This is a genomic window from Bradyrhizobium sp. CCBAU 45394, from assembly GCF_028128655.1.
Taxonomy (GTDB): Bacteria; Pseudomonadota; Alphaproteobacteria; order Rhizobiales; family Xanthobacteraceae; genus Bradyrhizobium; species Bradyrhizobium diazoefficiens.
In genome coordinates this window covers 222834-245786 of the sequence record NZ_LBIX01000177.1, presented here as the reverse complement: position 1 = coordinate 245786, position 22953 = coordinate 222834, and the positions used below count along the sequence as shown (strand labels likewise).

The window sequence follows — 22953 nt, the reverse complement described above, 5'->3', positions numbered from 1 at the left end:
AGGCAAGTGCCAGCAGAGGCGGCGAACCGGCCCAAAATTCTTTTGGAACCGTTTGGAACCAATCGGCTTTTTCTTCGTTGCTGTGGTCGGGCTGAGCAAAGCAGGTTCCATTTCCTCGCGCCGCAACCTTGGCGCTTGATTTCGAATTAGGCTGACGCTCTAGTTTGACTAATTGCGTCACGCCTAAGATTCGGCCGACGCTTGCGGGGGAATCAGTATGAGCGACCTCGATCCCGGATCTGCATCACGCTCCGGTCGTCGCGTCCCAAAGCCAAAAATCAACGGTACGTCGGAGCCCGATTCCCGACCGGAATTGCTCCTCGCCTTACAGGCCATGCGTAGCGGCGATTTCTCCGTGCGTATGAGCGGCGACTATCTCGGCATCGACGGCAAGATCGCCGACACTTTTAATGAAATCATCGCCGCCAACCAGCGCATGGCGCAGCAGCTCGAGCTGGTCGGCCAGGTGGTGGGACGCGAGGGCAAGACCCGGCAGCGTGTGAAGTTCGGCCTCGCCTCCGGCTCCTGGGCCGACATGGAAGGCTCCGTCAACACGCTGATCGACGATTTGTTGTGGCCGACGCGCGAGGTGACCCGCGCGGTCGCGGCGGTGGCGCAAGGCGACCTGCTCCAGACCGTCAAGCTCGACGTCGACGGCCGTCCGCTCCGCGGTGAATTCCTGCAGTCGGCGAACATCGTCAACACCATGATCAAGCAGCTCGGCGTGTTCACCTCCGAGGTGACGCGCGTGGCGCGCGAGGTCGGCACCGAAGGCAAGCTCGGCGGCCAGGCCCAGGTGCCCGAGGTGACTGGCGTCTGGAAGGATCTGACCGAGAGCGTCAACTCGATGGCGAACAACTTGACCAACCAGGTTCGCAACATCGCCGAGGTGACGATCGCAGTTGCCAATGGCGACTTGTCCAAGAAGATCACCGTCGACGTCCGCGGCGAGATCCTTCAGCTCAAGGAAGCCATCAACACGATGGTGGACCAGCTCCGCTCCTTCGCCTCCGAAGTGACGCGCGTGGCGCGCGAGGTCGGCACCGACGGCAAGCTCGGCGGCCAGGCGATCGTGCCCGGCGTCGCCGGCACCTGGAAGGATCTCACCGACTCCGTGAACGCGATGTGCGGCAACCTGACCGCGCAGGTCCGCAACATCGCCAACGTCACCACCGCCGTGGCGCGCGGCGACTTGTCCCGCAAGATCACGGTGGACGTGCGCGGCGAAATCCTGGAGCTGAAGGACACCATCAACACCATGGTGGACCAGCTCAACTCCTTCGCCTCCGAAGTGACGCGCGTCGCACGCGAGGTCGGCACGGAAGGCAAACTCGGCGGCCAGGCCCAGGTGCCCGGTGTGGCCGGCACCTGGAAGGACCTCACCGACAACGTCAATTTCATGGCGTCGAACCTGACCGCGCAGGTCCGCAACATCGCCGACGTCGCCACCGCCATCGCCGGCGGCGACCTCTCCAAGAAGATCACCGTGAACGTGTCCGGCGAGATCCTTCAGCTGAAGGAAACGCTCAACACAATGGTCGACCAGCTCAACGCCTTCGCCGGCGAAGTCACGCGCGTCGCCCGCGAGGTCGGTACCGAGGGCCGGCTCGGCGGTCAGGCCAACGTGCTCGGCGTCGCCGGCACCTGGAAGGACCTCACGGAAAGCGTCAACTCGATGGCGTCGAACCTGACCGCACAGGTCCGCAACATCGCCGAGGTGACGACGGCGGTCGCCGGCGGCGACTTGTCGAAGAAGATCACCGTGGACGTGCGCGGCGAGATCCTCGAGCTGAAAGACACCATCAACACCATGGTGGACCAGCTCAACGCCTTCGCCGGCGAAGTCACGCGCGTCGCCCGCGAGGTCGGCACCGAAGGCAAGCTCGGCGGCCAGGCCCAGGTGCGCGGCGTCGCCGGCACCTGGAAAGATTTGACGGACAGCGTCAACTCGATGGCCTCGAACCTGACGGGGCAGGTCCGCAACATCGCCGAAGTCGCCACCGCCGTGGCCAAGGGCGACCTGTCGAAGAAGATCACCGTGAACGTGTCGGGCGAGATCCTTCAGCTGAAGGAAACGCTCAACACAATGGTCGACCAGCTCAACGCCTTCGCCGGCGAAGTCACGCGCGTCGCCCGCGAGGTCGGCACCGAAGGCAAGCTCGGCGGCCAGGCCGAGGTGCCCGGCGTCGCCGGCACCTGGAAGGACCTCACCGACAGCGTCAACTCGATGGCCGGTAACCTCACCGCCCAGGTCCGCAACATCGCCGAGGTCGCAACCGCGATCGCCGGCGGCGACCTCTCGCGCAAGATCACGGTGGACGTGCGCGGCGAGATCCTTCAGCTCAAGGACACGCTGAATACGATGGTCGACCAGCTCAACCGCTTCGCGGGCGAGGTGACGCGCGTGGCGCGCGAGGTCGGCACCGAGGGCCGGCTCGGCGGCCAGGCCAACGTGCCCGGCGTCGCCGGCACCTGGAAGGATCTCACCGACAGCGTGAACTCGATGGCGGGCAACCTCACCGCCCAGGTCCGCAACATCGCCGAGGTCACCACCGCCGTGGCGCGCGGCGACCTCTCGCGCAAGATCACCGTGGACGTGCGCGGCGAAATCCTCGAGCTGAAGAACACCATCAACACCATGGTGGACCAGCTCAACGGCTTTGCCGGCGAAGTGACACGCGTCGCGCGCGAGGTCGGCACCGAAGGCAAGCTCGGCGGCCAGGCCGAGGTGCCCGGCGTCGCCGGCACCTGGAAGGACCTCACCGACAACGTCAACTTCATGGCCTCGAACCTGACGGCCCAGGTCCGCAACATCGCCGAGGTCGCGACCGCGATCGCCGGCGGCGACCTGTCGAAGAAGATCACGGTGGACGTGCGCGGCGAGATCCTGCTGCTCAAGGACACCCTGAACACCATGGTCGAGCAGCTCCGCTCCTTCGCCGCCGAAGTGACGCGCGTGGCGCGCGAGGTCGGCACCGAGGGCCGGCTCGGCGGTCAGGCCGTCGTGCCCGGCGTCGGCGGCACCTGGAAGGACCTCACCGACAACGTCAACCTCCTGGCTGCGAACCTCACCACGCAGGTCCGCAACATCGCCGAAGTGACCACGGCCGTGGCCCGCGGCGACCTGTCGCGCAAGATCACCGTCGACGTGAAGGGGGAAATCCTCGAGCTGAAGAACACCATCAACACCATGGTGGACCAGCTCAACGCCTTCGCCGGTGAAGTCACCCGCGTCGCGCGCGAGGTCGGCACCGAAGGCAAGCTCGGCGGTCAGGCCGCGGTGCCCGGCGTTGCCGGCACCTGGAAGGACCTCACCGACACCGTCAATCTGATGGCTGCGAACCTGACCGAGCAGGTGCGCGGCATCGTCAAGGTGGTGACCGCGGTCGCCAACGGCGACCTCAAGCAGAACCTGACGATGAAATCGCGGGGCGAGGTGGCGGCGCTCGCCGACACCATCAACAACATGACCGAGACGCTCGCGACCTTCGCCGATCAGGTGACATCGGTGGCGCGCGAGGTCGGCGTCGAGGGCCGCCTCGGCGGCCAGGCCAACGTGCCCGGTGCGGCCGGCACCTGGAAGGACCTCACCGGCAACGTCAACCTCCTGGCGGCCAACCTCACCTCGCAGGTGCGCGCAATCGCGGAAGTGGCGACCGCCGTGACCAAGGGCGACCTGACGCGGTCGATCCAGGTCGACGCCCGCGGCGAAGTCGCGGAATTGAAAGACAACATCAACACGATGATCACGAACCTCCGTCTCACGACGGACGTGAACACCGAGCAGGACTGGCTGAAGACCAACCTCGCGAAATTCACCAACATGCTTCAGGGCCAGCGCGACCTCGCCACCGTCGGCCGGCTGCTGCTGACCGAACTGTCGCCGCTGGTGAACGCGCATACCGGCGTGATCTACCAGGTCGAGAACGAGGAGAATCCACAGCTCCTGCTGCTCGCCTCCTACGCCGGCGACGGCATCTACCCCTACCAGCGCGTACTGCCGTTCGGCGACGGCCTGATCGGCCAATGCGCGCTCGACAGGCGGCCGCGCGTGGTCGCGGATATTCCCTCCGACGTGGTGCCGATCAACTCGGCGCTGTTCCGCGTCGCCCCGAAGAACCTCGTGGTGCTGCCGGTGCTGTTCGAGGGCCAGGTCAAGGCCGTGATCGAGCTCGCCTCGCTGACCTCGTTCACGACCTCGCAAATGACCTTCCTGGAGCAGCTCACCGACTCCATCGGCATCGTGCTCAACTCGATCGAGGCGACGATGCAGACCGAAGGCCTGCTCAAGCAGTCGCAGCAGCTGGCCGGCGAGCTTCAGACCCAGCAGCGCGAATTGCAGCAGACCAACGACCAGCTCGAGCAGAAGGCGCAGCAGCTCGCCGAGCGCAACGTCGAGGTCGAGCGCAAGAACCAGGAGATCGAGCAGGCCCGCCGCGCGCTCGAGGAGAAGGCGACCGAGCTCGCGCTGACCTCGAAGTACAAGTCCGAATTCCTCGCCAATATGAGCCACGAGCTGCGCACGCCGCTGAACTCGATCCTGATCCTCGGACAGCAGCTCACCGACAACCCGGACGGCAACCTCTCGGCCAAGCAGGTCGAATTCGCCCGCACCATCCACGGCGCCGGCACCGACCTGCTCAACCTCATCAGCGACATTCTCGATCTCTCCAAGATCGAGTCCGGCACGGTGACGGTGGACGCCGAGGAAATCCTGACCGCGAACCTGCTCGAAACCGTCGGGCGGCCGTTCCGGCACGAGGCGGAAAACCGCAACCTGTCATTCAAAATCGACGTCGACCCGAACCTCGCGCGCAGCATCGTCACCGACTCCAAGCGCCTGCAACAGGTCCTGAAGAACCTGCTTTCCAACGCCTTCAAGTTCACCGCCGAAGGCGAAGTGCGCCTGAAGGTTGGCGGTGCGCTCGGGGGGTGGGGCACGGATCACCCGGTGCTGAACTCCGCGCCGGCCGTGATCGCGTTCGAGGTGTCGGATACCGGCATCGGCATTCCCCTGGAGAAGCAGAAGCTGATCTTCGAGGCCTTCCAGCAGGCCGACGCCGGCACCAGCCGCAAATACGGCGGCACCGGCCTTGGCCTCGCCATCAGCCGCGAGCTCGCCAGCCTGCTCGGCGGCGAAATCCATCTGCGCAGCGCACCGGGCAAGGGCTCGTCCTTCACCCTTTATCTGCCGTTGAAATATTCCGGCCCGACACTTGCGCCGCGCGCCACGCCACAGCAATACAGCCAGCCGCCGGCGCTGCAACCGACGGCGCCCGAGCAGCGCGTCATCGAGCAGCTTCCCGACGACCGCCTCAACCTCGAACCCGGCGACAGCATCCTCCTGATCGTCGAGGACGACCCGCATTACGCGCGCGTGCTGGTCGATCTCGCACGCGACAAGGGTTTCAAGGTGCTGGTCGCGGCCCGCGGTGCCGAGGCGCTGGAACTTGCCAAGCAATACCAGCCGAGAGCGGTCTCGCTCGACGTGTTCCTGCCGGACATGCTCGGCTGGACCGTGCTGAGCCAGCTCAAGCACAATCCGCTGACGCGCCACATCCCCGTGCAGATCATCACGCTCGACGAGGACCGCCAGCATGCACTGGCGCGCGGCGCCTTCTCCTTCGTCAACAAGCCGACGACGACCGAAGGGGTTTCGGCCGCGCTGACGCAGATCAAGGAATATGCGCGGCCGCGCCGCAAGCGGCTCTTGATCGTCGAGGACAACGAGGCCGAACAGCTCTCGATCCGCGAGCTCCTGCATCACGACGATATCGAGATCGTGACGACCGACACCGGCGCCGGCGCACTCTCGACGCTGCGCGAGGCGCCCTGCGACTGCGTGGTGCTGGACTTGAGATTGCCGGACATGAGCGGCTTCGAGGTGCTGGACCAGATCCGTCACGACGAAGCACTTTCGAACATTCCGGTCGTGGTGTTCACCGGCCGCGAGCTCTCGGCGGAGGAAGATGCCGAGCTCCACACCATGGCGCGCAGCATCGTGGTCAAGGGCGTGGAATCGCCGGAGCGCCTGCTCGACGAGACCGCGTTGTTCCTGCATCGCGTGATCACGGAGCTGCCGGTCGAGAAGCAGCGCATGCTGGAGAAGCTGAACAGTTCCGACGAGGACCTGATCGGCAAGACCGCGCTGCTCGTCGACGACGACGCCCGCAACATCTTCGCGTTGTCGAGCGTGCTGGAACGGCGCGGCATGAAGGTGCTGACGGCGACCACCGGCCGCGAGGCGGTAACGCTGGTCGAGTCCAATCCGGAAATCGCCATCGTCCTGATGGACATCATGATGCCTCAGATGGATGGATATCAGACCATCGGCGTGATCCGCGAGAACCCGGCCTTCTTGCGCCTGCCGATCATCGCGCTGACCGCCAAGGCGATGAAGGGCGACCGCGAGAAATGCCTGGAGGCCGGCGCGTCCGACTACCTCGCCAAGCCCGTCAACACCGATCAATTGCTGCTTGCGATCCGCATGTGGCTGCACCGCTGAGCTGGATGCGCGAATGGACCACGAAAAGGTCAACATCCTCCTCGTCGACGACCAGCCGGCCAAGCTGCTCGCCTATGAGGTGATCTTGAAGGAACTCGGCGAGAACCTCGTGATCGCCTCGTCCGGCCGCGAGGCGCTGGAGGTTCTGCTCAAGACCGAGATCGCGGTGATCCTGGTCGACGTCTGCATGCCCGAGCTCGACGGCTTCGAGCTTGCGGCGATGATCCGGGAGCATCCGCGTTTCCAGAAGACGGCGATGATCTTCATCTCGGCCATTCAGGTGAGCGACATCGATCGGTTGCGCGGCTATGAGATGGGCGCGGTCGACTATGTTCCGGTGCCGGTCGTGCCGGAGGTGCTGCGCGCCAAAGTCAAGGTGTTTGCCGAGCTGTACCGGAAGACCCGCGAGCTCGAACGGCTGAACCACGATCTCGAAGACCGTGTCCGTGCACGCACCGCGGAATTGGAGAACTCCACGGCGAAGCTGCGCGAGAGCGAAGAGCGTCGCAGCATGGCGATCGCCGCCGGCAAGATGGGATCATGGGACTGGGACTGGGTCAGCGGCGACTGGATGTGGGACGAGGGGCAGTATCGCATCTTTGGCGTGAGCCCGGAGAGCTTCGAGGTCAATCCGGCCAACGTTCAGGCACTGTTGCATCCCGATGACGTCGACCAATTGCGCAAGGCGATCGCCGAATTCAGCAAGGGCACACGCGCCTATGAGACGGAATTCCGCATTGTGCGGCCCGACGGCGATGTGCGCTGGTGTGTCGGCACGGCTGCCGCCACCGCCGACAATAGCGGCCGCGTGGTGCGCGTGAGCGGTGTCACCGTGGACATCACCGAGCGCAAACGTGCCGAGGAGCGGCAAAATCTGCTGGCGCGGGAAGTCGATCATCGCGCCAAGAATGCGCTGGCGCTGGCGCAATCGATCGTGCGTCTCACCCGTGCCGACGAGGTCAAGGCCTACGTCAACGCCGTCGAGGGACGCATCAACGCGCTGGCGCGCGTGCATACGATCCTGTCGCTGTCGAGCTGGCAGGGCGCCGAACTCTCGAAGCTGATCGACGAGGAGCTCGCGCCCTACTCGCTCGGCGGCCAGATCAAGCTGGCGGGGCCCGAGGTTCAGTTGCTGCCGGCAACCGCCCAGACGCTGGCGCTCGCGCTGCACGAGCTTTTCACCAACTCGGCCAAGTATGGCGCGCTCTCGACGCGGTCGGGCCGGCTCATGATCGGCTGGCAGGTCGAGGAGGATCACCTCACACTGATCTGGGAGGAATCCGGCGGTCCGCTGGTGAGGACGCCGAAATCTCGCGGCTTCGGCACGCGGAGCCTGCTTGCGAGCGTCGAGTCCCAGCTCGGCGGAAAGGCGCAATTCGATTGGCGCGCCGAGGGCCTGTTGTGCCGCCTGGAAGTGCCGTTGACCCGGAAGACCCCAACCGGCGCCGCGCACGGCAAGTTCGAGGGCACCACCTCCCTCGCGCTCCAGCGCGCGTCGGGTTAACCCGACGCGGCGACCTTCATGCGCCGCACCGGCCGAGGTTCATGGGCGATGCGCCCTTCGAGCCAGGCTTCCGTTTGCGCGAGATCGCGTAACGCCATCGCGTAGCGGCGGGCCGCGCTTCGCTCGGCACCGCGCGGCAGCTTGCGCGCCTTGCGCAGCATGTCGGCGGCCGCGTTTCGATAGGCCAGCGAGCGATAGAGAAAGACAACCTTACCCATATCGAATGTTCCCGTGTTGACGGGCTCCATGGTCGCAAGGTGGGCATGAACGTCGGATGAAGCCCGACGTGACAAATCGTTCATGCCGATGGAACCCGCAATCGCCGGCTGCGTTGCATGCAAGATCGAGGGCGGTTCCATGGGCGCGAAAAAGTCGCCGAAAAAGTCGCCAAGGCTGATCTCTCCTTCCGGCATCATCACGCTCTTGACGCACGCGATGATGGGCGCGGCGATCGGCCTCGCCTTCGGTCTCGTGCTCATTCTGTCCAACCCGGCGGTGGCAAATTTGCTGAACCATGGCGGAGATTCGGCCGCGGCCGTTTTCGTCGTCACGCTGGTGACGACGTTCGCGATCGGCGCGATGCTCACGGGCATCGTGTTCATCATCGCCGAGGACAAGGAATTTTGAAGCGCGCGTGAAACCCGCGAGGCTGCTTTGCCGGGAACTCCTGCGGCGAATGGCAGTTGGCTGCCTGCGTCATTTTAACTCAGGGAGTTCCTGCGCATGAAGACGACCAAGCTCGCCCTCGCCGTGATGTTGGCAACCGGCCTCGCCGCCGCCCCGTTCGCCGCACAGGCGAAGTCGCACAAGGCGAAACATGAATCCTCGACGTCGTCCTCGCAGACGACGGGCGCCAACACGAAATCCAAGGGCGCCGATCCTTCCGGTCAGGGCGGCTCCGGTCCCGGCTCCGATCAGGGCGGCACCATGACGAACAAGGGTACTGGCAACACCAAGTAGACTCGCCGCCGTTCATCGAAGGCCCCGTGATCGCGGGGCCTTCTTGCTTTGCTGTTCGATACAATCCTTCTCACGCCACATCGTCGGCGCACGCCTTTAGCTGCGCCGGATGTCGGCGATGTTCGGGCCGCCTGCGGAGTTTGTCTTCACGAGATGGTCGAGCCGCGCCCGCTTGCGCGCGATCAGAAGCTGGGCCGCAGCGTCGTCGAGACCCTCACGCTGCAATTGCCGGATCGCGGACCCCAGCTCCAGGATCTCGGCGCGCAGTCTCAAGATCCGGTACGTGTCCGGGTCTTCCTCCACGGCACGCTCCCAAATGTCTCAGCGACGCACGATTGCGCGCACGGGATCAGCGGCTTTCTTGAGGGAACGAAGACGTACACGATCGCGAACATCCGGCAGGACATCACCACCGCCAGCCGCCTTCCATTCGCCGATCAGCAGATTGATTTTCCGGCGCAGATCCATCTGCGCCAGGGCCTTTTCTGTGCAGTCGCGATCGCGGTCGACGAGCTCGCGCACGGACGCCTCGACATCGGCCATTTCCAGCCTCAAGGCACTGATCTTACGTCGAATTTCATTAATTCTGTTGTCCATGGCTTGTTAGAACAAAATAAGAACATATAGTCAAGTCACGATTTCAGCACGGAGAGGCCAGATGCAGGTTCAAGGTAAATACGACGCCAGGGTTTTCCTCGCGGAGCAGATGACGCGGGCACAAGGCCTGAGGTTGAAGCGGCTCAGCGAGGAGGCCTTTCAGCCCACGCAATATGATCGGGGTCTGTCCTTCACTGAAGCTGCGCGCCGCATCCAGGCGCTCGAGGCGGAGATCGAACTGGCGAATTCCTTCTAGCCAGGCTGCGTCGCGCATCCGGACGTTGCGGGCGCGCCTTCGGAACCATGCCTGTGTCGAATGGTTTTCTCCCGGCCAAGGGAGAATCTGAATGGCACGCAAGGCAAAGAAGCGCCGTTACTCGCGCAGCGCCGGGAGCGATGTCGAAAGCGAAATGCGGCGCTACAAGAAGGGCACGGCCAAGAGCGGCCGCGGTGGTCGCGGCGGACGCGTGAAGAGCCGCAAGCAGGCGATCGCAATCGGCCTGTCGAAGGCGCGCAAGAAAGGCAAGAAGGTCCCGAAAAAGGCCTCGAAGAAAACTGCCAAGAAGAAGACGGCCAAGAGAGCAGCCAAGAAAAAGTCCAAGCGCAAATCCGCCAAGCGGTAGTGGCAATCGGCGCTAGATCATGCTGCCCGGCATGAAGCAGCGGATCGAGATGCCAAATGCGGTCTTCACCGGCCACACCATGGTGCGACCGGCGCGGTTCGGCTCGGTGATGACGGCTTCATCGGGCACATCGACCCACTGCCCATCGAGGCGTACGCGATAGTGCCCGTCATGCGATTCCCAATCGGGATCGGAGACGGCAAATCCGTCGGCATCCGAGCAGCACGGGCCGAGATGGCTGCGCAGACTGTCGAACCAGGGCTTGAGCGGCGAATCGGCGTAGCGGCCGTCATCACGCCCCAGGGCGCTTCCAGCCGACAGTACGAGCGGCGCCACGAGCAGCGCACATCTCAGCGAGAGCTTCAATCGATCCATGTCGGCACCGATCAAATACGAACCGCCGGCCGGTTCCACAAAACGGCCGGACGTCCGAAGTTCCACTCTAGCAGCTCGCCTTGGCGTCTTCATTGCCGCCAAGGCGACACGCGATTTCGAACTCTGACGAGCGAACGCGGCTTTTTCGGACGAACCCGTCACCAATGCTGCCGTTAACGAGAATGTTATCGGCGGGCTGTTGGTATCCCGGATGCAAACGAGAAAAGGCGGCCCGAAGGCCGCCCTTTTGGATTTGCGCTGGTGGAGCTCGACTTACGCGAGCGGCACCGCGACGAACCGGGTCGCGTCCGCGCTTCTGACCTGCAACAGCACGCTGTTCTTGCCGGACGATTTCGCCTGCGCCAGCTCGGCGCGGACGTCGCCGACATTGGCGACGGGCTTGCCGCCGACATTGAGGATGACGTCGCCGGTCTGGATGCCGCGCTGCGCCGCCGGCCCTTGCGGATCGACCTCGGTGACGACGACGCCCTTCTGGCCGGCGCCCTGCACGTCGCCGGCCGGCGCCAGGCTGAGCCCGAGGCGCGGCGTGCCGGGCTGCACCTTGCCATCGTCGGCCTTGCCTTGAGCCTGCCGCTCGTTCGGCAGCTCGCCGAGCGCGAGGGTCACCGTCTTGCTCGCGCCCTTGTGGAAGACGTCGAGCTTCACGGACGTGCCCGGCGCCAGCGTGGCGACGGTGCGGGCGAGATCGCGGGAGTCCTTGATCGCGGTGCCGTTGACGGCGGTGATGACGTCGCCCGCCTCGATGCCGGCCTTTGCCGCCGGGCTATTGTCCTGCGGATTGTCGACGATCGCGCCGCGCGCCTCCTTCAGGCCGAGGCTGTCGGCGATCTCTGATGTCACCGGCTGCACCTGCACGCCGAGCCAGCCGCGGGTGACCGCACCCTTGTCCTTCAACTGCGCGACGACGAGCTTTGCGGTCGTGGCCGGAATGTCGAAGCCGATGCCGACCGAACCGCCCGACGGCGAGAAGATCGCAGTGTTCACGCCTATCACGTTGCCGCTCATGTCGAAGGCCGGGCCGCCGGAATTGCCCTTGTTGATGGGCGCGTCGATCTGGATGAAGTCGTCATAGGGGCCGTTGCCGATGTCGCGGCCGCTCGCCGAGACGATGCCGGCGGTCACGGTGCCGCCGAGGCCGAAGGGATTGCCGACCGCGACCACCCAGTCGCCGATCCGCGGCTTCTGGTCGGAGAACTTGACGAAGGGAAAGTCCTTCTTGCCATCGACCTTGATCAGCGCGAGATCGGTCTTCGGATCGGTGCCGACCACCTTCGCGGTGTAGCTCGTCCCGTCGTCCATGGTGACCTGCACGGACTCGGCGTGGTCGACGACGTGGTTATTGGTCACGGCATAGCCGTCGGCTGAGATGAAGAAGCCGGAGCCTTCGCCCGTGACCATCTGGTGACGCTGGCGCGGCATGCCGTTCATGCCACCCGGAAGGCGGAAGCCGAACTGCCGCGAGAACTGGTCGAACGGCGCGTCCTCGTCGGAATCCATCCGGTTCTGTTGCAGCATCGCGCTCTTGTCGTTGTCCTGGTCGATCCTGACCCGCACCGAGATGACGGCAGGTTTGACCCTGGCGACGAGGTCGCCGAAGCCCGGCGGAGTCGCAGCGCTTTCCGCGGCCTGGGCCGGCGCGATGAAGGAGGTCACGCCGAGCGGCGAAGAGCCGGGAGATGCCGCCAGCACAGCCACGCCAAGCGCGGCCACGGTGCCGAGCAGCGCGAGCCGGCGCGGCTTCAAGATCCTGCGGGACGTGGTGATGTCGGAATTGACGCGGTCATTCATGTCGAAATGTCCATGTTGGGTCAGGTGTCGCCTTGCACGCAACATGGCCGCCGCGACCTTACGGCGTCCCGTCCGCGCGATTAAATCTTGGCAAAGGTGGTGCGGTCAGCGGCCGGGTCAAAAATCGGGGCTGCACATTTGATGCAGCTCAACGCCGCCCCTTCGCGCGGTGAAAGACTGCGGCCACCGAATGATGTCCATCGGAGGCGCGCCATGTACAAAGATATTCTCGTCCACGTCCCGACCGAGCGCCCGATGCGTCCCGTGATCGACGGCTCGATCTCGCTCGCGGCGCATTTCAACGCCCATCTCGACGCGGTCGCGGTCGGCTATGTCGCAACCAGCGCGGCTTATGTCATGGAGGGCGGGGCCGCCGTGGCGGCCGTGTTCGAACTGGAACGCGAGCGGGCAGTTGAGCGGGCCGAGGCCGCGCTCGCGGTGTTCGGAAGCGAAGCGGCGAACGCCGGCATTTCCTACACGTGCCGCCCGATCGGCGCGATTCCGGCGGACGCGGCCGGCTCGCTCGGCGAGATGGCGCGACTGCACGATCTCAGCATCGTACTTCAGCCGAATCCGGAGCAAGGCTCGTTCGACAACGACCTGCCGCGCGAGATTCTGTTCCACGCGGGCGGCCCCGTGCTGTTCCTGCCTTACACCTTCCGTGGCGCCTTCAAGGCGAACCGGATCGGCATCTGCTGGGACGGCAGCCGGCTCGCCGCCCGCGCGATGCGCGACGCCGCACCGTTCCTGGCCCGCGCCGAAGAGATCGTGATCATCACGATCAACGAAGCCGACACGGTGCCCGGCGAAGTGTCGGCAGGCAATCTGGCAAGACATCTCGGCCGGCGCGGGCTCTCGACCCGCACGGTCGGCCTGTCAGCGACCCGCTCCGAGATTCAGCCGACCATCCTGTCGCTGGCGGCCGACGAGAGCCTCGATCTCCTGGTGATGGGCGGCTACGGCCATTCGCGATTGCAGGAGCGCGTTCTCGGCGGCGTCACCCGCGCCATGCTGGAAGCCATGACGGTGCCGACGCTGATGTCGCACTGACCGAAGCCGGCCCGACGCTCTCAAGCCGCAGCGGGGGTCTCCCATCCAGCGGTTGCGGTGGCGTCCTCGTCGCGTTGCACATTGCACGCATCGAAATGCGCCTTCAGCGCGAGCTCGGCGAGGTATTCGAAATGTTCGGCCTGGCCGAGGAGTTCCCAGTTCTGGAGCGGCCGATAGGCCGCCTGCTGGCGACAGAGGGACGCAAGCGCCCGGTAGCGACGTACGTTCTCCATGAGAATCTCCCTCTCGGTCACACCCGGCTTATTTCTCCGGTTTGCGTCAGGGGCATTGCACTTGTGCGAAACATTTTCTGCGCAATGCCGGTCGGTCTCGGGAATGTTAACCTGTGCTGCAACGCGGCCGCTTTGCTTTGGCGCAAACTTTACAATTGTTTGGCGATTGTTCTTGGCACGGCTCAATGCCGACCCAGCCACAAAGTTACGGCATGTGTGAGGCAAAGCACAGCCGGACGTCCCTATCGCGCGTATAAATTTTTGCGTATGGCCGCAAACAAGGTAACGGCGGTACACCAAGGCTACGCTATCAACGCAGCCTGCGACTTTGGAGCCGCGCGGGCATGGAACCGGCGGCTCATTTCGTTTCTGGCGGCGATGGCTAGGCGTAGAGGCGGCGTTCCACGGTCACGCCGACCAGGTCGAGATAGCGTTCGATCAGGTCGGGACGGCCGACGAGATAGCCCTGCATCTCCTCGCAGGCCTCGCGCGTCAGGAAGGCGCGCTGCGCCTCCGTCTCCACCCCTTCAGCGATGACCGGAATATTCAGCGCGTGCGCGAGGCTCAGGACCGCGCGGACGATCTCGGCCGATTGCGGCGTCGCCTCGAGGTTGGAGATGAAGCTGCGATCGATCTTGATCTTGTCGAACGGAAACGACTGGAGATAGGACAGCGAGGAGTAGCCGGTGCCGAAATCGTCCATCGCAATGCGGATGCCGAGAGCCTTCAACCGCCGCAGCAGGTTGAGCGCGCGGGCAAAATCGCCGATCAGCACGCCCTCGGTGATCTCGACCTCGAGCCGCGTCGGCGCAAGCCCCGTCTCCAGCAGGATCTGGTGGATCGAGCGCTCGAGGTCGCCGGCCTGGACCTGGACCGGTGACAAATTGACCGCGACCTGCAGCGGCCGCGGCCAGGATGCCGCCTCGCGGCAAGCCTCGCGCAGAACCCATTCGCCAATCTGGACGATCAGCCCGTTCTCCTCGGCGAGCGGAATGAACCGGTCCGGCGGCACGAAGCCCCGCGTCGGGTGATTCCAGCGCAGCAGCGCCTCGAAGCCGATGACCTCGCCATCCATCCGCGCCTGCGGCTGGAAGTGGACGAGGAACTGGTTCTGCTCCAGCGCCTGACGCAGATCGTGCTGCAACAGCCTGCGATCGCGCAGTTCCTGGTCCGTCTCGGATTCGAAGAAGCGGACCCTGGCCCTGCCCTCGCGCTTGGCGCGATAGAGCGCGGAATCGGCGTTGGCGAGCAGCGTCGCGGCATCCACGCCGTCATCGGGATAAACGGCGATGCCGACGCTGACGCCGACCTGGGAGAGATAGTCGTCGATCTCGAGCTCCTTGCCTATGACCTCGACCAGGCGCTCGGCGAGCGTCAGCATATCCTCGCGGCGGGCGTTGTCCGGCATCAGGATCATGAACTCGTCGCCGCCGATGCGGGCGACGAAAGCGCCGTCGGCTTCCGCGGCAAGGCGATCCGCCGCCGCCCGCATCAGCATGTCGCCGACGGGATGGCCGAACACGTCGTTGACCTCCTTGAAGCGATCGAGATCGAGGCTGAGCACCGCAAAACTGGTCAACGCCTCCTGCGCCAGCTCCAGCCGTTCGTCCAGCTCCGCGTTGAAGGCGCTGCGGTTCGGCAGGTCGGTCAAGGCATCATGATGGGCAAGATGACTGATGCGTGCCTGGCTCGCGAGCTGCTCGGTGACGTCCTCGATCACACCGACCACGTATTGAGGCGTACCGTTCCCATCCCTGATCAGCAGCTTGCGTGAATTGACGACGCGATCGTGACCGTTGACACCAACTTCGAGCAGATGCCCCTCCAGGAACATCGGCTCGCCGGTGTCCACGACCCGGCGATCCTGTTCGCTGACGACGCGGGCGACGTCGGCCGGGAAAATCTCTTCGGGCGTCCTCCCCAGCATCTGCTCACGCGGCAGGCCGTAATAGTCCTCGCCGGCACGGTTGAGCAGAATGTAGCGGGAATCCTTCGCGCATTTCGCAAACACGGCAATCGGGATGTTTTCGACGATGGTGTCGAGGAACTCCCGGGTCCGCAGTAGATCTTGCTCGTCCTCATCGTGCGTGTGCGCACTTGCGTCGATGACCCGCTGGCGGTCGCGTTCGTTCGCCTCATAGGCCGCACTGACGAGCTCGCCCAGCTTGACGACATCGACCTGTCCGGTCGCTCCGGTGGCACAGCGAAGCTGCTCGGCGAACAAGCGATGCATGCTCATGCCATCGCCCCACGCCGCGTGCGGGCCTCATGCCCGCAAATGTCTTCGATCCGCATCCCCGCGCTCTCTCGCGTTCCTGAACCGCAGATTGAGACACCTAGCATTGCGCGGGCGTTAATCGAACGTTCGCCTCGGACGCGGTGGTTACCCCGGCCTGAAGGAATCCGATCGCCTTATGCGGCAGTTCCGTGGAACCCCGGAGGAAAGTGGCACGCGTTGGCACAACCGGCACCCGGAGTGCACGGCTCCCGTAGTCTACCGGAGGCGCGCGCTTTCGCCGGCGCGCATCGGCTGCACCGAAATATCCTGCAGCTTTGGAACCCAGCCGGCCTCGGCGGCGACGCGAATGGCCGCGATGTTGCCGGCGTAGTCGGCGCTGCTCTTGCCGCGGAACACCGCGGAACCCGCTACGAGCGTATCGGCACCCGCGGCGGCTACAGCAGCTGCGTTCTCGCGCGTGATGCCGCCATCGACCTCGAGCCGGATCGGCCGGTCGCCGATCATGGTTCGAATGCGCTTGATCTTTTCAAGCTGAGACTCGAGGAAGGACTGGCCGCCAAAGCCCGGATTGACCGTCATCACCAACACCAGATCGATACGGTCGAGCACGTATTCGATCGCGCTTTCCGATGTCGCCGGGCACAGGCTGACGCCGGCCTTTTTCCCGAGCGCACGGACCGCCTGCAGTGTGCGGTCGAGATGCGGGCCCGCTTCGGCATGAACGGTGATGACATCGGCCCCGGCCTTCGCGAACGCCTCGAGATAAGGATCGACCGGCGCGATCATGAGATGCACGTCGAAGACCTTCTTCGTCACCGGCCGGATCGCCTTGATGACGTCGGCGCCGAAGCTGATGTTCGGGACGAAATGTCCGTCCATGACATCGCAATGGATCCAGTCGGCGCCGGCCGCGTCGATGGCCGCGATCTCCTCGCCGAGACGGGCGAAGTCTGCAGCCAGGATCGAGGGGGCGATAAGAATCTCGCTGGTCATGGCTTTGCACTCCGCACGTCGGCCCCGCCGCTGAAGACGCGGCTCGCCAGCACGTCCACGGGGTCGATGGTTTCGAGGTCGGAAATGTCGAGCACCCGGTCGAGATCGGACACCAGGCGATCGGCCTGCCGCAACCGCATGCGATCGACGGCATTGCGGATCGAGCGGGCGTTGGAGAAGAACGGCTGGGTCCGCCGCAGCGCGATGTATTTCTCAAAGGCCTCGCGCGCGGCCGCCGAGAAGCGATAGCCGCGCTCCTTCAGCATCAGCTCGGCAATGACGAGCAGCTCGGCTTCCGCATAGTCCGGAAACTCGACGTGGTGGGCGATGCGCGAACGGAAGCCGGGATTGGAGGCGAAGAAGCTGGTCATCCGCTCGCCATAGCCGGCGAGGATCACGACGAGATCCTCGCGCTGGTTCTCCATCACCTGAAGCAGGATCTCGATCGCCTCCTGGCCGTAGTCGCGCTCATTGTCCGGCCGGTGCAGATAATAGGCTTCGTCGATGAACAGCACGCCGCCCATCGCCTTCTTCAAGATCTCCTTCGTCTTCGGCGCGGTGTGCCCGATATACTGGCCGACGAGGTCGTCTCGCGTCACCGAGATCACCTGACCGCGCCGCACGAAACCGAGTCCGTGCAGGATCTTCGCCATGCGCAGCGCCACGGTGGTCTTGCCGGTGCCGGGATTGCCGGTGAACGACATGTGCAGCGTCGGCGGTGCGGAGGCGAGGCCCGCACGCTGCCGGATGCGCTCGATCAGCAGAAGCGAAGCGATCTGGCGCACACGGTTCTTGACCGGCCGGAGGCCGACCAGCTCCTGCTCGAGCTGCTGCAGCGTATCCGTGATCCCGGCCGCTTCGGCTTCCTTGCGGAGATCGAAATTGGTCTCGCCGCCTTCGGCGGCCGTCGCATGGGGCACGTCAAGCATCGGCACCTCGAAGAAAAGAGCTTCGCCGCGGGGAGGCGGCGAAGCAGTGGTCCGCCAAGGAAACGGAGCAGGGAGAGCTCCGCGCGGAAACGGATGATCAGGACAAGTGTGCGGGCGCCTTTCGCACGGTGGTGTAGCGGATCGCGCGTCCCCCCACTTCCTGGCGCACCAGCTCGAATTCGGCTTCCTGCGGCGGCCGGTTGACGAGGAAGGAGATTCGCACCGACTCCCAGCCAGGGCTGGAATCGAAGCCGCTGATGCGGATGTAGCGGTCGCCATACACCCTGCGGCACTCCGCGAGCTCCATCATCACGCCGGCGGCGTCCTGGAGGTCGAACATCGGCAGGCCCCACATCTCCCAATAGGTGTTGCGGGGATGCGGATCGTCAGTGAACTCGATGTTCACCGCCCAGCCCTTGGCGAGGCAATACTGCACCTGCTTATAGATCTGGTCGTCGGTCAGATCGGGCAGGAACGAGAAGCAGCCCTGGGTCAGTTTCATTTCTCATCTCCTCAAACGGTTTCCAGCGCCGTCGGCACGAAGTCCGGCGTGTCGGTGGACTGGTAGTTGAAGGTCACGTCCTTCCAGACCTCGAGCGCGGACTTGAGCGGCGTGCAGGTCTGGGCTGCCCTGGCCAGGATCTCCGGGCCTTCGTGGACGTAGTCGCGCCCCTCGTTGCGGGCGAGGATCATCGCTTCCAGCGCCACGCGGTTGGCGATCGCGCCGGCCGCAATCCCCATGGGATGGCCGATCGTGCCACCGCCGAATTGCAGCACGACGTCTTCGCCCAACAGATCGAGCAGCTGGTGCATCTGGCCGGCATGGATGCCGCCGGAGGCCACCGGCATCATCTTGTTCAGGCTCGCCCAGGACTGGTCGAAGAACAGGCCGTGCTCGAGCTTGGTCGGGTTGAAATCCTCGCGGCAGACATCGTAGTAGCCACGCGTGGTGTTGGGATCGCCTTCGAGCTTGCCGACCACCGTGCCGGCATGGATGTGATCGACGCCGGCGAGCCGCATCCATTTGGCGATGACACGGAACGACACGCCATGGCTCTTCTGCCGCGTATAGGTCGAGTGGCCGGCGCGATGCAGATGCAGGATCATGTCGTTGCGCCGGGCCCACTTGGCCATCGACTGGATCGCGGTGTAGCCGATCACGAGGTCGATCATGACGATGCAGGAGCCGAGCTCCTTGGCGAACTCTGCGCGCTCGTACATGTCCTCCATCGTCCCTGCGGTGATGTTCAGGTAGGTGCCTTTCACCTCGCCGGAAGCGGCCTGCGCACGATTCACCGCCTCCATGCAATAGAGGAAGCGATCGCGCCAATGCATGAAGGGCTGCGAGTTGATGTTCTCGTCGTCCTTGGTGAAGTCGAGCCCGCCCTTCAGCGCCTCGTAGACCACGCGGCCATAGTTGCGCCCCGAAAGCCCGAGCTTCGGCTTCACGGTTGCGCCGAGCAGCGGCCGGCCGAACTTGTCGAGTCGCTCGCGCTCGACCACGATGCCGGTCGCCGGCCCCTGGAACGTCTTCACATAGGCGACGGGGAAACGCATGTCCTCGAGCCGCAGCGCCTTCAACGGCTTGAAGCCGAACACGTTGCCGATGATCGAGGCCGAGAGGTTGGCGATCGAGCCCGGCTCGAACAGGTCGAGGTCGTAGGCGATGTAGGCGAAATACGAGCCCGGCGTGCCCGGCACCGGATCGACGCGATAGCATTTCGCGCGATATTTCTCCGCGGCCGTCAGGCGATCCGTCCACACCACCGTCCAGGTCGCGGTCGAGGACTCGCCGGCAACCGCAGCGGACGCCTCGATCGGATCGACGCCCTCCTGCGGCGTGACGCGGAACAGCGCGATGACGTCGGTGTCCTTTGGCGTGTAGTCGGGCTCCCAATAGCCCATGCGCTTGTATTCCATGACGCCCGAGCGATAACGCTCCTTGCCGCGAACCGTGCCGGTATGTGCGTTCATGACTCTCTCCTGTTCTTCTCTCTCTGAATGACTAGGCGGCGACTGACTCTCGGGCATCGACGCGCGGATCGAGCTCGCCGGCGCGATAACGCCGCGCCATCTCGCTCAAGGGAACGACCTTGATCCTGCCGGCGTGGCCCGCGGTGCCGAACTGCTCGAAGCGCTCGCGACAGAGGTCGCGCATCGCGTCCATCGCGGGTTTGAGGAATTTTCGCGGATCGAACTCATTGCGACTTTGCGCCGCGACCTTGCGGAACACGGCAGTCATCGCCAGGCGGCAGTCGGTGTCGATATTGACCTTGCGCACACCGCTCTTGATGCCGCGCACGATCTCCTCGACCGGCACGCCCCAGGTCTGCGGCATCTCGCCGCCGAACTGGTTGAACATGTCCTGGAGCGGCTGCGGCACCGAGGACGAGCCGTGCATGACGAGATGCGTGTTCGGCAGCCGGCGGTGAATCTCCTCGACCACCCGCATCGCCAGGATATCGCCATCGGGCTTGCGGCTGAACTTGTAGGCGCCGTGCGAGGTACCCATCGCGATGGCGAGCGCGTCCACTTTGGTGGCGCGGACGAAATCGACGGCCTGGTCGGGATCGGTCAGCAACTGGTCGTGGCTGACCTTGCCCTCGACGCCGTGACCATCCTCCTGCTCGCCGCCGCCATGCTCGAGCGAGCCGAGCACGCCGAGCTCGCCTTCGACCGAGGCGCCGACCCAATGGGCCAGATCGACGACGCGGCGGGTGATCGCGACATTGTAGTCGTAGTCGGCCGCGGTCTTGGCGTCGGCTTTCAGCGAACCGTCCATCATCACCGAGGTGAAGCCGTGCGCGATGGCGGACGCGCAGGTCGCCTCGTCATTGCCGTGGTCCTGGTGCATGCAGAGCGGGATGTCCGGGTAGGTCCGCTCCAGCGCGTCGATCATGTGCGAAAGCATGAGATCGCCGGCATAGCTGCGCGCGCCGCGCGAGGCCTGGATGATCACGGGCGCATCGACCTCGGCGGCCGCCTGCATGATCGCGATGCCCTGCTCCATGTTGTTGATGTTGAACGCCGGCACCGCGTAGCCGTGGCTGGCGGCGTGATCGAGCAGTTGGCGAAGGGTGATACGGGCCAAGGGTCGTCCTCCTTATTGGCTCTTGCGGGCGATCGCCCGGCGGGCCGCTTCCGCAATGCTTTGCGGGGTGATGCCGAATTCGCGATACAGCACCGGCGCCGGCGCCGAAGCGCCGAAGCCGCGCATGCCGACGAATTCACCGTCGGCGCCGATCCAGCGCGGCCAGTCGCCGAGCACGGCCGCCTCGATCCCGACGCGCGGCGCGGTGCCGAGCACGGTGGCGCGATAATCCTCCGGCTGCTCCTCGAACAGCGCGAGGCAGGGCGCCGAGACGACGGCCGCGCGAATGTGCTCGGTCGCGAGCAGGCGGGCGGCTTCCAGCGCGATCGAGACTTCCGAGCCGGTCGCCATCAGCGTCACATCGCGGCCGCCGTCCGGCGAGACCACGAGATAGGCACCGCGCGCGACTCGGTTTCTGCCGCGCGCATCGCTGCGGAACGTCGGCAAGGCTTGCCGCGACAGGCAGAGCACGGAGGGACGATGCTCCGCCGCTAGGGCGCAGTCCCAGGCCTCGAGCGTCTCCACCGCGTCGGCCGGGCGGAACACCAGGAGGTTCGGGATCACGCGCAGCGCGGCGAGATGCTCGACCGGCTGGTGCGTCGGGCCGTCCTCTCCGAGACCGATGGAGTCGTGCGTCATCACGTGGATGACGCGCAGCCGCATCAAGGCGGCAAGGCGGATCGCCGGCCGGCTATAGTCGGAGAACGCCAGGAACGTGCCGCCATAGGGAATGAAGCCGCCGTGCAGCGCGAGGCCGTTCATCGCGGCCGCCATGCCGTGCTCGCGGATGCCATAGTGGATATAGTCGCCGGCGAAGGCGCCGCGCGTGACCGGAGTCTGCGGCTTGGCATGGGTCAGGTTCGAATGGGTCAGGTCCGCCGAGCCGCCGACGAGGCCCGGAATTGTCCCGGCGATGCCGTCGAGCACCTGTTGCGAGGCCTGCCGCGTCGCGAGCTTCGGCCGCTCGCTCGCAAAGCGTTCGCGTAACTTCGCCGCGGCCAGCGCATAGGCGGCCGGCAGAGCGACGACTTTGCCTTCGACGAACAAATCGCGCTGCTCGGGCGTCGCACTCTCGTAACGATCGAGCCAGGCGAGACGTTCGACCTGCCCGCGCTGTCCGATCATGCGCCACGCCTTGAGGATCGGGATCGGCACCACGAACGGCTGATAATCCCAGCCGAGCGTTCGGCGCGCCGCCGCCGTCTGCTCGGTGCCGAGCGGCGCGCCATGGGCCTTCTCGGTGCCCTGCCGGTCCGGGGCGCCATAACCGATGACGGTGCGGCAGGCGATCAGCGACGGTTTTGCGGTCTCGCGCTCTTCGGCGATCGCCTGCGCAACGGCTTCGGGATCGTGCCCATCGACGCGGCGCACCGACCAGCCGGAGGCGGCGAAGCGCGCGAGCTGGTCGTCCGATGTCGCAAGCGACGTCGGCCCGTCGATGGAGATGCCGTTGTCGTCGAACAGCACGATCAGGCGGCCAAGCTGGAGATGGCCGGCAAGCGAGATCGCCTCCTGGCTGATGCCTTCCATCAGGCAGCCGTCACCTGCGATGACATAGGTGAAGTGGTCAACGAGCCCATCGCCATACCGCGCATTGGCCATGCGCTCGGCGAGCGCCATGCCGACGGCAGTGGCAATGCCCTGCCCCAGCGGCCCCGTCGTGGTCTCGACGCCCGGCGTGTGGCCATACTCGGGATGGCCCGGCGTCTTCGAACCCCATTGCCGGAACGCTTTGATGTCATCGAGGCTGACAGCGCCGCCGGTGAGATGGAGCAGCGCATAAAGCAGCATCGAGCCGTGGCCCGCCGACAGCACGAAGCGATCGCGGTCCGGCCAGCTCGGGTGCGCCGAGTCGAACTTCAGGAAACGCGAGAACAACACGGTCGCGACATCGGCCATGCCCATTGGCAGGCCGGGATGGCCGGACTGCGATGTCTCGATGGCATCGATCGCGAGGAAGCGGACGGCGTTGGCGAGATCGTTATGCGCGACAGCCGTAACGTCGGCTTCGGCATGGACGGAGATGTTCATCGAATTCTCCCCTT

20 protein-coding genes are annotated in these 22953 nt (G+C 65.1%); 7 read left to right on the top strand and 13 right to left on the bottom strand.

All coding sequences use genetic code 11. The annotated features are described in order from the left end of the window. Positions 1-217 precede the first annotated feature (217 nt). A complete protein-coding gene (locus WN73_RS41935) occupies positions 218-6505 on the top strand; it encodes a HAMP domain-containing protein (protein ID WP_271558156.1) in 6288 nt (2095 codons plus the stop codon). 13 nt (positions 6506-6518) lie between these two features. Further along, entirely contained in the window at positions 6519-8009 is a 1491-nt protein-coding gene (locus WN73_RS41930; protein WP_011085384.1) for an HWE histidine kinase domain-containing protein, read from the top strand. On the opposite strand, the gene WN73_RS41925 is transcribed toward WN73_RS41930, so the two are convergent. Beyond that, positions 8006-8425, bottom strand: a complete 420-nt coding sequence (locus tag WN73_RS41925) for a hypothetical protein (protein WP_231166658.1) — start codon at positions 8423-8425, stop codon at positions 8006-8008. The genes WN73_RS41930 and WN73_RS41925 overlap by 4 nt on opposite strands. Here WN73_RS41925 and WN73_RS41920 point away from each other — a divergent pair. Both WN73_RS41920 and WN73_RS41915 read left to right on the top strand, forming a co-directional pair. Beyond that, positions 8367-8636: a hypothetical protein gene (locus WN73_RS41920; RefSeq protein ID WP_028175372.1), complete on the top strand. Its 270-nt coding sequence runs from the start codon at positions 8367-8369 to the stop codon at positions 8634-8636. The genes WN73_RS41925 and WN73_RS41920 overlap by 59 nt on opposite strands. Positions 8637-8732: 96 nt before the next feature. After that, positions 8733-8969, top strand: a complete 237-nt coding sequence (locus WN73_RS41915; RefSeq protein ID WP_011085382.1) for a hypothetical protein — start codon at positions 8733-8735, stop codon at positions 8967-8969. Positions 8970-9065: 96 nt separating this feature from the next. Here the strand turns inward: WN73_RS41915 and WN73_RS41910 are convergent, their stop codons facing one another. Both WN73_RS41910 and WN73_RS41905 read right to left on the bottom strand, forming a co-directional pair. Next, positions 9066-9272, bottom strand: coding sequence for a hypothetical protein (locus WN73_RS41910; RefSeq protein ID WP_038965905.1), 207 nt, complete (start codon positions 9270-9272; stop codon positions 9066-9068). A gap of 18 nt (positions 9273-9290) precedes the next feature. After that, positions 9291-9512, bottom strand: a complete 222-nt coding sequence (locus tag WN73_RS41905; RefSeq protein ID WP_028175375.1) for a hypothetical protein — start codon at positions 9510-9512, stop codon at positions 9291-9293. Positions 9513-9627: 115 nt separating this feature from the next. On the opposite strand from WN73_RS41905, the gene WN73_RS41900 reads away from it, so the two are divergent. Next, positions 9628-9822 carry a DUF3072 domain-containing protein gene (locus WN73_RS41900; protein ID WP_271558150.1) on the top strand — a complete coding sequence of 65 codons (195 nt, stop codon included), beginning with the start codon at positions 9628-9630 and terminating at the stop codon, positions 9820-9822. A 91-nt stretch (positions 9823-9913) separates the two neighbouring features. Continuing rightward, on the top strand, positions 9914-10189 hold the full coding sequence (locus WN73_RS41895; protein WP_011085379.1) for a DUF6496 domain-containing protein: 276 nt from the start codon (positions 9914-9916) through the stop codon (positions 10187-10189). Between the two features lie 12 nt (positions 10190-10201). Here the strand turns inward: WN73_RS41895 and WN73_RS41890 are convergent, their stop codons facing one another. Both WN73_RS41890 and WN73_RS41885 read right to left on the bottom strand, forming a co-directional pair. Then, positions 10202-10564: a hypothetical protein gene (locus WN73_RS41890; RefSeq protein ID WP_028175378.1), complete on the bottom strand. Its 363-nt coding sequence runs from the start codon at positions 10562-10564 to the stop codon at positions 10202-10204. 273 nt (positions 10565-10837) lie between these two features. After that, on the bottom strand, positions 10838-12373 hold the full coding sequence (locus WN73_RS41885) for a Do family serine endopeptidase (RefSeq protein WP_271558147.1): 1536 nt from the start codon (positions 12371-12373) through the stop codon (positions 10838-10840). A 213-nt stretch (positions 12374-12586) separates the two neighbouring features. Here WN73_RS41885 and WN73_RS41880 point away from each other — a divergent pair, with 213 nt between their 5' ends. After that, positions 12587-13423, top strand: coding sequence for a universal stress protein (locus WN73_RS41880; RefSeq protein WP_028175380.1), 837 nt, complete (start codon positions 12587-12589; stop codon positions 13421-13423). A 20-nt stretch (positions 13424-13443) separates the two neighbouring features. Here the strand turns inward: WN73_RS41880 and WN73_RS41875 are convergent, their stop codons facing one another. The 8 genes from WN73_RS41875 to tkt all read right to left on the bottom strand — a co-directional run bounded on the left by WN73_RS41875 (position 13444) and on the right by tkt (position 22939). Beyond that, positions 13444-13656, bottom strand: coding sequence for a hypothetical protein (locus WN73_RS41875; protein ID WP_028175381.1), 213 nt, complete (start codon positions 13654-13656; stop codon positions 13444-13446). A 382-nt stretch (positions 13657-14038) separates the two neighbouring features. Then, positions 14039-15895, bottom strand: a complete 1857-nt coding sequence (locus tag WN73_RS41870) for a putative bifunctional diguanylate cyclase/phosphodiesterase (RefSeq protein WP_028175382.1) — start codon at positions 15893-15895, stop codon at positions 14039-14041. 255 nt (positions 15896-16150) lie between these two features. After that, positions 16151-16888 carry a ribulose-phosphate 3-epimerase gene (gene rpe / locus WN73_RS41865; RefSeq protein WP_028175383.1) on the bottom strand — a complete coding sequence of 246 codons (738 nt, stop codon included), beginning with the start codon at positions 16886-16888 and terminating at the stop codon, positions 16151-16153. After that, positions 16885-17817: a CbbX protein gene (gene cbbX / locus WN73_RS41860; protein WP_028175384.1), complete on the bottom strand. Its 933-nt coding sequence runs from the start codon at positions 17815-17817 to the stop codon at positions 16885-16887. The genes rpe and cbbX overlap by 4 nt, the downstream gene beginning before the upstream one ends. A gap of 97 nt (positions 17818-17914) precedes the next feature. Continuing rightward, the gene (locus WN73_RS41855; RefSeq protein WP_028175385.1) at positions 17915-18319 is read right to left on the bottom strand and encodes a ribulose bisphosphate carboxylase small subunit; all 405 of its coding nucleotides are present in this window, start codon (positions 18317-18319) and stop codon (positions 17915-17917) included. 11 nt (positions 18320-18330) lie between these two features. Further along, entirely contained in the window at positions 18331-19791 is a 1461-nt protein-coding gene (locus WN73_RS41850; RefSeq protein WP_028175386.1) for a form I ribulose bisphosphate carboxylase large subunit, read from the bottom strand. A gap of 31 nt (positions 19792-19822) precedes the next feature. Beyond that, positions 19823-20908, bottom strand: coding sequence for a class II fructose-bisphosphate aldolase (gene fba, locus WN73_RS41845; RefSeq protein ID WP_028175387.1), 1086 nt, complete (start codon positions 20906-20908; stop codon positions 19823-19825). A 12-nt stretch (positions 20909-20920) separates the two neighbouring features. Beyond that, the gene (gene tkt / locus WN73_RS41840; RefSeq protein WP_028175388.1) at positions 20921-22939 is read right to left on the bottom strand and encodes a transketolase; all 2019 of its coding nucleotides are present in this window, start codon (positions 22937-22939) and stop codon (positions 20921-20923) included. Positions 22940-22953 lie beyond the last annotated feature (14 nt).